The sequence below is a fragment of the Pedobacter zeaxanthinifaciens genome, assembly GCF_003313335.1.
In the GTDB taxonomy this organism is placed as follows: domain Bacteria; phylum Bacteroidota; class Bacteroidia; order Sphingobacteriales; family Sphingobacteriaceae; genus Pedobacter; species Pedobacter zeaxanthinifaciens.
Window position 1 is genome coordinate 28,891 of record NZ_QMHP01000011.1, and the last position, 11,775, is coordinate 40,665.

An 11,775-nucleotide genomic window follows, 5' to 3' on the forward strand; every position below is an offset into this window, starting at 1 on the left:
CTGTTAAAATTAGTTAAATATCTTATTATAGCACCTTAAATTATTACTTTTATCCATTAATCAATGAACGCGTCTTTTGTGAAAAAAGCTTATTTGGTTGTTTTTTTTATTGCTTTGGGAAACCTAGCCTTTGCTCAATATGTAGCAACTATTAATGGTAGCCCAATAAGTAGTAAGGAATTTTTATGGGTGTACAAAAAGAATCACATCGGTGAAAATTCCGTTTCGTACAAGGAGCTTGAAGATTACTTGAACTTATACATCAATTTTAAGTTGAAAGTAGCGGAAGCTAAGGCCTTAGGTTTGGATAACCAAGATAGTTACAAAGAGGAAATTGCTGGATACGAAAGTGCTTTAAAGGCGCAGCAAAAAATAGCTTCAGACACACCTGAGTACAATTATATTATGAATGAGTACAGGGAGGGCGTGTTGATGTTTAATGTGTGTGAGCAGAAAATATGGGGAAAAGTGCAGGAAGATGATGAACAGCTAAAAACTTATTTTTCCAATCACAGCAAAAATTACGATGGCAAGCAGTTTGATGAAATTAGAGGTCAAGTGGTAGGCGATTACCAACAACAGCTAGAGGCAGATTGGATTGCCAGCTTACGTACAAAATACAAGATTAAAATTAATCAATCAGAGTTGAAAAAAATGGCCAAAGGCTCAGCAAATTGATGCTTCTACGCTTAATAATTTTAACTTTGCAACTTATATTATAGATTTAGCATACTAATGAAGAAAATTTTATCAATAGCAAGCATCTTAATGTGTTTGTTCTTGAATGTAAAGGCTCAGCCTAAACCTAATTTAGATAAGGTAGTAGCCGTTGTGGGTAGCAATATCATTTTGCTTTCTGATCTTAACCAGCAATATGCCATTTACCTTAACCAAGGTAATCCTGCCGATACCAGAGCTAAATGTTACTTTTTACAGCAAATGCTAGTGCAAAAGTTGTTGAAGCAACAAGCAGAAATTGACTCTATCGTAGTGGAGGAAACTCAAGTTGATGACGAATTGGATAAACGTATGCGCTATCAAATTCAACGCATGGGTGGACAGGAAAATTTAGAGCGTTTTCTTCAAAAATCTGTTTTACAGTATAAAGATGAAATGCGCCCTGACGTAAAAGAAGGTTTGATTGCGCAAAAAATGCAAGCCAAAATTACGGAGCACACCAACGTTACTCCTTTAGAGGTGAAAAAATATTTTGATACTTATCCTAAAGATAGTTTGCCAGATATTGGTGCTGAAGTAGAAGTTGGAGAAATTGTACTTCAACCTAAGCTAACAAAAGCTGAAAAACAAAAATATTATGATAAGTTAGAAGCTATCCGCCTGCGTGTAAAGAGTGGTGAGGATTTTGGTTTCTTAGCTCGTACTTATTCCGAGGATCCGGGTTCGGCATCTGAGGGCGGTGATTATGGTTTTATTGACAGGCAAACGATGGTGAAAGAATTCACTGCCTGGGCTTTTAAATTGAAAGCTGGAGAAATGTCGCCGATATTTGAAACAGAGTATGGCTACCATATTGTGCAGGTAATTGAGCGCCGTGGAGAGCAGGCCCATGTAAGACACATCTTGATTCGTCCGCAAAGTACAGCACAAAGTTTAGAACGCACTAAGTTAAAAGCAGATAGTATCTACAATAATTTAATTGATAAGAAATTGCCTTTTGCTACGGCAGCTTCATTGTATTCGGATAATAAAGAAACGCAATATAATGGTGGTATGATGTTGTATGCGGATAATCAAACTGCTAGAACCACATTTGTTCCGGTGGAGAAATTAGACCCAGCAGTGTTTGTGGTAATTGATACCATGAAAGTTGGTGGTATTTCTAAGCCAGTTGCCTTTAACGACCAAAAAACAGGTAAGGAAGGCTATAAAATCTTCTTCCTGAAATCTAAAATTCCACCGCATAAGGCAAGTTTAGAACAGGATTATCCAAAGTTCAAAGAAAAAGCGCAGCAAGAAAAAGAATCAAAAGTGATGAGCGAATGGTTTGAAAAACGAAAAGAAACTACTTATATTAGAGTTGACGAGGAATTTGAAACTTGTGACGAATTGAAACTTTGGGTAAAAAAGAAAGATAGTAAGTAGCCAATGCAGTTTAAAAATGAGGTAGAAGCCGTTGATGCCTTGCATCAATCATTTAAAAATATACAAAGTGAGATAGGTAGGGTTGTAATTGGACAGGATGAAATTGTAAAGTCAGTGCTCATTGCTATTTTTAGCAATGGGCATTGTTTGTTAGTAGGCGTACCGGGATTGGCCAAAACTTTATTGGTGCAAACGGTAGCTAATGTGCTCGACCTCAACTTTAACCGCATTCAATTTACTCCAGATTTAATGCCAAGCGATATCATTGGTGCCGAAATTTTAGGAGAGGATAGGCAATTTAAGTTTATTAAGGGGCCAATTTTTTCAAATATCATTTTGGCTGATGAAATCAATAGAACGCCGCCTAAAACTCAAGCGGCCCTGCTAGAGGCGATGCAAGAAAAAGCAGTGACGGCTGCGGGTGTTACACATGGGTTGCCACAGCCATTTTTTGTGCTAGCTACGCAAAACCCAATTGAGCAGGAGGGAACCTACCCACTACCTGAAGCGCAGTTAGACCGTTTCATGTTCAATATTTCATTGGATTATCCAGCATTTGCGGATGAGTTGACCATAGTAAAAAATACAACAAGCAACCATACCGTTGAATTGCAGAAATTAATTGATGCTAGCCAAATTCAGTATTTCCAAAAGTTAATTAGAAACATCCCCGTTACGGATAACGTATTGGAGTATGCGGTGAAACTAGTGGCTAAAACACGTCCAAATAGTGAATTCGCAACTGCCGAAATCAACAAGTTCATTTCTTGGGGCGCAGGTCCTAGGGCATCACAGTTTTTGGTTTTAGGCGCTAAATGTCATGCGGCAATCTCGGGCAAATATTCACCAGATATTGAAGATGTGCAAGCTGTTGCAGAAGGCATTTTGCGACACAGAATTGTACGAAATTATAGGGCCGAAGCCGAAGGTTTAAGCATTGAACAAATTATCAAAAACTTATTTTAGCAGGTTTTGTCAAGCTTGAGTATACTTTGGAACGGGTTCCGAGCAACTCAAGTTAGTTTTAGTATATTTGTATTTGCCTTTAAAGATGAAGATCACACGTAACACGATAGCTAAAACAGAAATTAGAAAACTAATTAGTACTTCTCCCGTTGCTTTGTCGCAGCCAGAAATACAACAGGCGTTGAATGATGTTTGCGATCGTGTAACTATTTACCGTGTATTAGATCGATTGGTAGATGAAGGTGCTGTCCATCGCATTGTGAATGTAGATGGCGTAATCAAATATGCCGAATGCCACCAATGCGAAACTCAACATCACCACCACAACCACGTACATTTTAGCTGTGAAAAATGCAAAGCAGTAACTTGCTTGGAAGATGTGGAGCCCACCTTTAAGTTACCTAAGCAATATCAAGTGAAAGAGGTGAATTTTACCTTATCGGGCTTGTGCCCAAATTGTTCGTAATTCCGCTACCAACTTAGTATTTTATTGCCAGCTTGCCAATTGTAGTTCCAGATTCCAGTTGCGCATGTGCTTTTTTCACGTTAGCTGCCGATAAGCCATTTAAAGTTTCGGTAAGTGTGTGTTGCACAACACCTTCGTCCAACAGGTCACTTACTTTATTTAAAATATGGTGTTGTTCAATCATGTCTTCGGTTTGAAATGAAGACCTCGTGTACATGAACTCCCATGAGAAACTTGCACTTTTTGTTTTCAGTTTGTTTAAAGCTACTGGCGTTGCGCTACCAGTAATAGAAGCGATATGTCCCTGCGGTTTAATGAGATCAGCCATGGCATCCCAGTAGTTGTTTACATCAACAAAATCTAAAATGAAATCAACATACTCAAAACCTGCATTCTTCACTTCTTCCACTAAATTTTTATGATTTACTACTACATCTGCCCCCATTTTTTTGCACCAATTGATGCTCTCAGGCCTTGATGCAGTTGCGATTACTTTTAGTCCAGCTATTTTTTTAGCCAACTGAATAGCAATTGAACCTACACCACCAGCACCCGCTAAAATCAAAATCGTTTTATTTTTATCTTTTTCTTGACTGATACGGATGCGGTCAAAAAGGATTTCCCATGCTGTTAACGAGGTTAAGGGCATTGCCGCTGCGGCTTCATAACTTATGCTTTTTGGTTTTTTTCCTACTATGCGTTCATCTATCAGCTGATATTCGGCGTTGCATCCAGGTCTGGTAATGTCGCCAGCATAATAAACTTCATCGCCAACTTTAAATAAACTAACTTCTTCTCCTATCGCTTCCACTACACCACAAGCATCCCAGCCAATAATTTTAGGTTCAGCCAAAGTCGTATCTTTTGCTGCGTTCTGCCTTATTTTATAATCAACAGGGTTAACTGCAATTGCCTTAATTTTAACGAGTAAATCTTTGCCTTTGGGGCTAGGTGTTGCTGTTTCGAAATCAACGAAGCTTTCTGCTGCGGTAACTGGAAGAGAAGTTTTAAATCCTACGGCTTTCATGATGTTGGGGTTTTCCACAAATTTAGAAGGTATTAGGATTTAGCCTGTCATGAAAAAGTTGTTTTGTGAAAGATGTCCCGACCTCAGGTTAATGCAAAAGAAATTTTAACAAGGAATAATTACCTATTGTCAAAATCTAATCGGATAGAGAATACGTTGCTGTAAAGTGCATCAGACGTGTTGCCTACGTTGGTGAGTGCATAATCCAAAGAAAAGCCTTTAATTTTAATACCAACGCCCATGTTAGGTTGGTAGGTGTAAATTTGTTTGCCTGTAAAATCTGTAGACTTTTGAATGTTGCCAACGCCGCCACGTAAGTAAATGGTTTTTTTATAATCCACGGCTAAACCCAAGGTCGGATCGGCACTTACTGGATTTGCACTTACCAATACATTACGCTGTCCATCAGTAGTTAAATTGATATTGGTTTCAGCCATTAAGTTGAATTTTTCGCTGATGGCGGTGGTGTATGCTGCTCCTAAAACAATGCGTGGATTGGTGATTTCTGTGGAGCTTTTAGGGATGTCATTACCAGTTTGAGCAAAAACAGTAGATAACTTATCTGCATTATAGCTCCAAGAGTTAAAAGTGGAAGTGATATCTCTTCCTACAGCAGCCAAAGCCCATTTTCCTTTCTTGTATTGTATACCGGCATCAAGGCCAAAACCCCATGATTTTCCGTATTCACCAACTAAACGATGGATTACCTTTACGTTAGCTCCGTAGCTCAGTCCGTCACCTTCGCCAATTTGATTTTTCTTGCCTTTTTTACGGGCATAGGAGAAAATAAAAGCGTAATCAGCGGCAGAAAATTTCTTCACTCTATCGTAGTTGATGTTACCATCGGCATCAATAAGTTCCGATGTATCGGGAATATCGTCAACGCCAAAACGTAGCACCGAGGCGCCAACTACCGCAGTATTATCTTGTACGCTGGTAGCAAATGAACCATAATCATATTTAGCTATTCCTGCAAAGTATTCGGAGTGCATAAAGCTCACCTGGCGTGGTGTTTCCATACGTGCCAAACCAGCCGGATTCCAATAACCTGCTGTTACATCATTTACACTTGCCACAACGGAGCCTGATAAACCAAAGGCCGAAGAACCTACTCCCAAATTTAAAAACTCATTGCTGTATTTGCGTTGAGCTTTAATGGTTACTGCAAAAAACAATAAAGGAATAAGTAGCCGATACTTGCGCATGTTAGTTGAGCTTGTTTTCTATTTCCTCAAATATAACCATAAAATCAACTTCTAATTGGGTTTTGTAAAATTCCAAGATAGAAATTAGCTGATAATTAGTTTTTTCGGTAAACGGATGTTCCCATAAACGCATGCAAATACGTTGAAGGGCATAAGCAATGTTCTCTAGTTTTTGATAGCTTAATAGGTATCGGCTAGATTTAAAACTTTGGTAAAACTTGAAAAAATGATCTACATCGTCAATAGCGCAAAGTTTTAGGAAATCGGTAAGTGCGTCTTCATTAACGGTATCTAGCTTTTCATAAAATTTGCTCACATTAATTTTTCCGTATGCAATAAGCAGGTGATCTAACAATAACTCCACACCTATGTGCGCTAAAAATGAAGGTCGTACCGGACTTTCGGTCAAAATTGGAATCAGCAGATTTTTGAGCTCCTGCATTTTTTGATTAAAAAACGGTGCCGAATGAAAAATGCGATCAACTTCTAAATGACGTTTCCAGCCTTGCAAAATGGCTGAAGTTTGAGTTTGGTCAAATAAATCAGCTTTCTTTTCAGGATGGATGCTCCAATTTTTATTCGCATTTTTAAGCAAATCAGGAAGTACAGTTCCTAATACCATTTCAGGACTGCTACTTTGTTGCTCAAAATAGTAATGCGAAAGAAAGTTCATTCCGTAAATATAATCTAAATGCCTCAAATCATTCGATAATTGGCTAATTAGTTAATCAGCTAATTGTTATCTTTGTGCCCAAAATCGTTAAAAAAAGATGATAAATTTTGTAGAAGAATTACGTTGGAGAGGCATGTTGCATGATATTATGCCAGATACTGAACAGAAACTGAATGAAGGCATGTGCGCTGGTTATATCGGTTTCGATCCAACAGCTGATTCTTTACACGTGGGGCATTTAACCCAAATCATGACCTTAATTCATTTTCAAAGGGCGGGGCATAAACCAGTTGCTTTAGTGGGCGGCGCTACAGGAATGGTGGGAGATCCATCGGGAAAATCTGATGAGCGTAATTTACAAACTGAAGAAATGGTAGCCCACAACTTGGAAGGAATGAAAAGGCAGTTGGCTAAGTTTTTAAACTTTCAGGATGAAGGCAATGGTGCTGTAATGGTAAATAATGCCGATTGGTTCAAAAACTTCAATTTTTTGGATTTCATTCGTGAGGTAGGTAAACACATCACCGTGAATTACATGATGGCTAAAGACAGCGTGAAAAAGCGCTTGGAAGGCGATAATGGAATGTCGTTCACTGAATTTAGTTACCAGCTGGTACAAGGCTACGATTTTTACTACCTATGGAAACACCACAATTGTATTTTGCAAATGGGTGGGTCAGATCAGTGGGGTAATATTGTAACGGGTACCGAATTGATCAGAAGAAAAGATCAAGGTACGGCGTATGCTTTAACAACGCAACTGATTAAAAAAGCAGATGGAACTAAATTTGGCAAGACCGAAAGTGGTGCTATTTGGTTGGATCCCGCTAAAACTTCGCCTTACAAATACTATCAATTTTGGTTAAACTCATCTGATAGTGATGTTAAAGCTTGGATCAGAATTTTTACCTTAAAAAGCAAGGAGGAGATTGAAGCTTTGGAGGCACAACATGATGAAGCACCACATTTGAGGATTTTACAAAAAGCACTGGCGGAAGATATCACCGTAAGAACTCACTCTGCCGAAGCGTTGGAAACAGCCATCAAAACTTCTGAGTTTTTATTTGGAAATGGTTCTTTAGCATTTTTGGATGGATTATCCGCTGCAGAGGTGCTGGATATCTTTGAAGGGATCCCGCAGTTTAAAATCTCAAAAGCTGAGTTAGCCTCAGGTATGGATGCACCAACTTTGTTAGCTGAAAAAACAACCGCTTTTCCATCAAAAGGGGATGTGAAAAAGACAGTTCAAGGTGGCGGTTTAAGTATCAATAAAAATAAAGTAGCTGATTTGAATGCCACTTTCGGTATAGCTGATTTAATTAACAATGAGTTTTTAGTAGCTCAAAAAGGAAAGAAAAATTACTTCTTAATAATTGCAGAATAGCATAAGGTTTAAAGTAAAATGCCACATTTTTGATGTGGCATTTTTTTATTGTTAAAAGTTAGCATTACTTAGCGCCTACTGCACTAGTAAGTTGCAACCTCTGATATCCGCATTGTCAAATCGACCCATAATTTCAAATTTTCCTTGTCCATGCAGTTTGCCTAAATCTTGCGTAGCAATAAATGAACAGGAGTTAATGTTGGCTAGGTCAATCACATTAATGCCGCCGGTGGTATACTTTTCATCTAAAATGCTCAACGGATCAGAGGTATCTCTCAATAAAATTTTCATCCAAGGTGGGCATTCAAATATACCTTCACCTTTAGAATAACCTTGGGAAAGTAATTCTGTCATGCCATACTCGCTGTGGATATGCGCTACACCAAAAGCTGCCGAAAGTAGCTGATGCAATTCAGCCCTCACCATTTCCTTCCTTTTGCCTTTCATTCCGCCGGTTTCCATTACAATAAGTTCTGGGAAATTAAGTTGATATTGCTCAATAAAATCCAGTAGGGCGTAAGTTACACCAATCAATATGGTTTTTTGTTTAGCCAGTTGAAGCTGTAAAAGTGTATGGTAAAGTTCCTGATGGTTATGAAGAAAATAACCGCTAAGTGGATGCTTACTCTGTTTAAGCAAGTCGTCCACCATGTAAATTAGTGATGATCCGTCGCGTTCCAAGTATGATGGCAACAACGCAAGCAGGCAACAATTTTCCGCAGGTCCGTAAAACAGTTCAAACGCCTTGTTATAGCTCTCTTCATAAATTGATAAATCCTGAACTAAATGCTTGCTGGTGATTTGGCCTGTAGTTCCTGAGCTACTGAAGGTAATTTCTACAGGTTTAGTGCCATTAATTACCGAGTGAGATTTGAAAAAGCTAATAGGTAGGAAAGGAATTTGGCTGTAGTGTGTTATAGCGTCGAGGTCAACTTTTAGGTGGAAGATATATTCCGCATACACTTTACAATTCGCAGCTTGATGCCTAAAAGTAGCCAAAGCAATCTCATTAAACTGCGTCTCGTTTTGAATATAAAAAAAATGCCCTGTGTTGTTGTTCACAGGGCAAAAATACGAAGTTTTTTAATGATTAATTCTTTGCTTTTGCTTGAATCGTAGCTTTTCTGAAATGATAGCCGCAAAGTCCACTGATGCCTGCAGCCAAACCGCCAATTAATGCGGTAACGGCAAGTATTGCTGGCCAAACTTTTATACCGAACATTACAGCCACTCTGCCAGCTAGCAAATGGTTGTTAGGGAAACTTTTGTATAAAGCCATACCTACCCATAATACAACAATAGCTAAAAAAGGCTGCCAAAAAGAGATTTTGCTGGTTTTCCCGATGATGCCACAGGTAGCAAATGATACAACGATTATTGCCCACCAGGGTAAAAAGGTTTGGGCTAAAAAAGCGAGTAATAATATAACGATGAAGACCATTTCTATTTTTTTGAAATTTTGTAACGTGAAATAATTTTTCCTCCCTGATCTGTTGGGGATTGCATAAAGAACAAATCGTATAGTTTGCCTTTTGCCCATGAGTCAATCATGTTGTCGTAAAACGGACTGCCAGGGTTGCCCGACTGTCCGCCTGGATAACCGCCATGCCCTTTCGGTGTTTTGCCCAATTCAATCACCATTCTCCAAGATGGCCCGTTGCTTTCGCTTAAGGCATTAACTGTACTTTTAGCGCCACCAATCAATAGCTTTTTAGATCCAAATCCCGGAATTTTGGCTAAGTGAGGTACATTTGAATTTTTAAAATTACCCCATTCCCATTCTTCACCAATGGGGCCATATTTACGCTCTAAGCTATCGCAAGCATATTTGAAAGACGAATTTACTAAATCCGCTAGGCTCTCCTTTTTCGAAGTTTTTACATTGTCGAACCATTTGGAATTAGGGTCTTTCTGAATCAACTCTATCGTTCTATCTCTGGATGGGTAACGCATAGGCACGTCCTTGTCATTGAAATCATCATCCCAAATTTCAAAAGATAGTCGTTTGGTCCATAAATCAAATACACTTGCCGCAATTGATTTAGCTTCGAAATACTTATTCCATTTAGCTGTGATGTTAAAAGCCTCTTTTTGCGTAGCATTAAGTTCGTTGCTTTTAACCAAAGGCATAATGTAAGGTAATAAATTTTCGGCCATAATGCCGTAAGAATCCATTTGCAAATTTCGCATGCTATCCGCAGTAGCATTTTTCATTGCAGTTAACCTGTCGTTAATACGTTTGCCTCGCTCATAAGGAGCAAATTCCCAGTTAATGTAATAAGGATAACTTGGATCTGTCGAGGATTGATTTGCCGAACTTACAAAGTTACGCGGCGGGTTTTTCACCGTTGGATTTTGAGCTGCAGGAATCCAGCCTTGCCAATCGTTACTAGGATCAGTTCCATCTAAAATAAATTTACCCTGATTTTTCCATTTCAACGGGAATTTTCCATTTGGTGTGATGGCTATATCATTATCTGCGCTAGCAAAAATAAAATTTTGTGCAGGAGCAGTAAAATAAGGCAATGCGTTGCGGTAGTCGTTGTAGTTTTTTCCGCGGTTCAACAAGTAAAAAGCTTTCAACTCGTTTGAGCTATCATGCGCAATCCAACGCAATGCATGACCAACAGGAACGTTTTTGGCTTTACTATAATTTGCCTTTTGCAGATATACAATTGGTCCGTGATGTGTATAGTAAACTGTATCGATTACATCTGCGGCGCCTTTGATTTTAATTTTTTCATATCGAGGTTTCGTAGCTTGCCATTGGTTGTTGTACCAATAGTTTTTGTGACTGTTATCCTTAAACTTGATTTGATAAAAATCTAGCACATCAGCTGCAACATTGGTAACTCCCCAAGCAATGTTTTGGTTAAAGCCGATGATAATTCCAGGGGCGCCAGGTAAAGAAACACCATATGCATTAACGCCCGGTGCATGCAATTGAATTTGATACCAGATAGATGGCAAGCTCAAATCAAGATGCGGATCGTTCGCTAAAATTGGATATCCCGATGCTGTTTTTGCTCCAGAAACTGCCCAGTTATTACTGCCAATACCTTCCACTTTTTGCTTGGTAGCAATGCCCGTACTCATCATTTCGGTAAAAGATTTTGGTGTAGCAGGTACTTCCAACGGCTTGAAATCCCATTTAGTACCAACTGGAATAATCGGGTCTTCTTTAAAAGGATAGTCAGGAAATAGATCTTTAGTAATTTCGGGTCCGTACTTTTTCAGAATGTTAGTCATGTAAAATTCGTCGGAACCCATGGCCAGCACTGCGGACATCTGTTTAAGTAACAGCGCACATTTAATGGGCGACCATTGTTCCGGTTTAAAATCTAGCAGCTTATATTCTACAGGTAAATTTCTTTTGTTTAAGGATTTAATGTAATCGTTGATGCCTTGTGTATATGCCAAAAGCATTTCTCTCGATTCTCGGTCGGCCATCATTCCTTTTAAAGAGTTCTCTGCACCGTAAACCATGCCCATGCGTCGTTGGTATTTATCTACTTCTATGGCTTTTTCACCTACCACCTCAGAAATTCGGCCTGCTGCAAAACGGGTTTGAAAATCCATTTGCCAAAGGCGATGCATGGCCGTAACATAGCCCTGTGCATAATATAAATCGTGATCATTTTGAGCGAATACATGCGGAATCATCCTGTCATCAAATACAATCTCAATATCGCTCTGTGCATTCTTTAAAACGATTTTTTTCTTTTTAGCCGGGCTCATTTGTTCGGCATTTTGCCAAAATCCAGTAAAAGGATTTAAGAATTTTGCTATGGGAGGAAGGTCGCCAAATTTTGTATTTAACACATATCCTAATAGGATAGGGATAACAATACATAGTAGTGCTTTAACTCTGTTCATTTGGTGTAAGCTTTGGTTTTTCTTTTTGAAACGAGACGAAAAGATAGCATGCAATTTAATTATAAATAACCATTA

Annotated in this window: 11 protein-coding genes; 5 read left to right on the top strand and 6 right to left on the bottom strand. The window is 38.8% G+C overall.

Translation table 11 applies throughout. The features are described 5' to 3' along the window. Positions 1–63: 63 nt before the first annotated feature. From DUT68_RS15445 to DUT68_RS15460, 4 genes are all read left to right on the top strand, one after another. Positions 64–678, top strand: coding sequence for a hypothetical protein (locus DUT68_RS15445; RefSeq protein ID WP_237088354.1), 615 nt, complete (start codon positions 64–66; stop codon positions 676–678). A 57-nt stretch (positions 679–735) separates the two neighbouring features. Beyond that, on the top strand, positions 736–2,103 hold the full coding sequence (locus tag DUT68_RS15450; RefSeq protein ID WP_113639123.1) for a peptidylprolyl isomerase: 1,368 nt from the start codon (positions 736–738) through the stop codon (positions 2,101–2,103). 3 nt (positions 2,104–2,106) lie between these two features. Next, a complete protein-coding gene (locus DUT68_RS15455; protein ID WP_113639124.1) occupies positions 2,107–3,069 on the top strand; it encodes an AAA family ATPase in 963 nt (320 codons plus the stop codon). Between the two features lie 85 nt (positions 3,070–3,154). After that, positions 3,155–3,535: a Fur family transcriptional regulator gene (locus tag DUT68_RS15460; protein ID WP_113639125.1), complete on the top strand. Its 381-nt coding sequence runs from the start codon at positions 3,155–3,157 to the stop codon at positions 3,533–3,535. 13 nt (positions 3,536–3,548) lie between these two features. On the opposite strand, the gene DUT68_RS15465 is transcribed toward DUT68_RS15460, so the two are convergent. The 3 genes from DUT68_RS15465 to DUT68_RS15475 all read right to left on the bottom strand — a co-directional run bounded on the left by DUT68_RS15465 (position 3,549) and on the right by DUT68_RS15475 (position 6,440). Then, on the bottom strand, positions 3,549–4,562 hold the full coding sequence (locus DUT68_RS15465) for a zinc-binding alcohol dehydrogenase family protein (protein ID WP_113639126.1): 1,014 nt from the start codon (positions 4,560–4,562) through the stop codon (positions 3,549–3,551). Positions 4,563–4,681: 119 nt separating this feature from the next. Further along, on the bottom strand, positions 4,682–5,767 hold the full coding sequence (locus tag DUT68_RS15470; RefSeq protein WP_113639127.1) for a putative type IX sorting system protein PorV2: 1,086 nt from the start codon (positions 5,765–5,767) through the stop codon (positions 4,682–4,684). 1 nt (position 5,768) lies between these two features. Then, complete coding sequence (locus DUT68_RS15475) at positions 5,769–6,440, bottom strand: ACP phosphodiesterase (protein WP_113639128.1); 672 nt, start codon at positions 6,438–6,440, stop codon at positions 5,769–5,771. Positions 6,441–6,540: 100 nt separating this feature from the next. On the opposite strand from DUT68_RS15475, the gene tyrS reads away from it, so the two are divergent. Next, positions 6,541–7,824: a tyrosine--tRNA ligase gene (tyrS, locus tag DUT68_RS15480; protein ID WP_113639215.1), complete on the top strand. Its 1,284-nt coding sequence runs from the start codon at positions 6,541–6,543 to the stop codon at positions 7,822–7,824. Between the two features lie 75 nt (positions 7,825–7,899). Here tyrS and DUT68_RS15485 read toward each other — a convergent pair whose 3' ends face one another. The 3 genes from DUT68_RS15485 to DUT68_RS15495 are packed head-to-tail and all read right to left on the bottom strand — an operon-like array spanning position 7,900 to position 11,700. Next, on the bottom strand, positions 7,900–8,886 hold the full coding sequence (locus DUT68_RS15485) for a LuxE/PaaK family acyltransferase (RefSeq protein ID WP_113639129.1): 987 nt from the start codon (positions 8,884–8,886) through the stop codon (positions 7,900–7,902). Positions 8,887–8,914: 28 nt separating this feature from the next. Next, entirely contained in the window at positions 8,915–9,265 is a 351-nt protein-coding gene (locus tag DUT68_RS15490) for a hypothetical protein (RefSeq protein WP_113639130.1), read from the bottom strand. A 2-nt stretch (positions 9,266–9,267) separates the two neighbouring features. Continuing rightward, positions 9,268–11,700 (bottom strand): penicillin acylase family protein, encoded by a 2,433-nt coding sequence (locus tag DUT68_RS15495; RefSeq protein ID WP_113639216.1) that lies wholly within the window; start codon positions 11,698–11,700, stop codon positions 9,268–9,270. Between the last annotated feature and the right edge of the window lie 75 nt (positions 11,701–11,775).

Excerpts from the sequence above, each read along its gene's own strand:
- DUT68_RS15445 (WP_237088354.1), top strand. The coding sequence starts at position 64 with ATGAACGCGTCTTTTGTGAAAAAAGCTTATTTGGTTGTTTTTTTTATT.
- DUT68_RS15450 (WP_113639123.1), top strand. The coding sequence starts at position 736 with ATGAAGAAAATTTTATCAATAGCAAGCATCTTAATGTGTTTGTTCTTG.
- DUT68_RS15455 (WP_113639124.1), top strand. The coding sequence starts at position 2,107 with ATGCAGTTTAAAAATGAGGTAGAAGCCGTTGATGCCTTGCATCAATCA.
- DUT68_RS15460 (WP_113639125.1), top strand. The coding sequence starts at position 3,155 with ATGAAGATCACACGTAACACGATAGCTAAAACAGAAATTAGAAAACTA.
- DUT68_RS15465 (WP_113639126.1), bottom strand. The coding sequence starts at position 4,562 with ATGAAAGCCGTAGGATTTAAAACTTCTCTTCCAGTTACCGCAGCAGAA.
- DUT68_RS15470 (WP_113639127.1), bottom strand. The coding sequence starts at position 5,767 with ATGCGCAAGTATCGGCTACTTATTCCTTTATTGTTTTTTGCAGTAACC.
- DUT68_RS15475 (WP_113639128.1), bottom strand. The coding sequence starts at position 6,440 with ATGAACTTTCTTTCGCATTACTATTTTGAGCAACAAAGTAGCAGTCCT.
- DUT68_RS15490 (WP_113639130.1), bottom strand. The coding sequence starts at position 9,265 with ATGGTCTTCATCGTTATATTATTACTCGCTTTTTTAGCCCAAACCTTT.
- DUT68_RS15495 (WP_113639216.1), bottom strand. The coding sequence starts at position 11,700 with ATGAACAGAGTTAAAGCACTACTATGTATTGTTATCCCTATCCTATTA.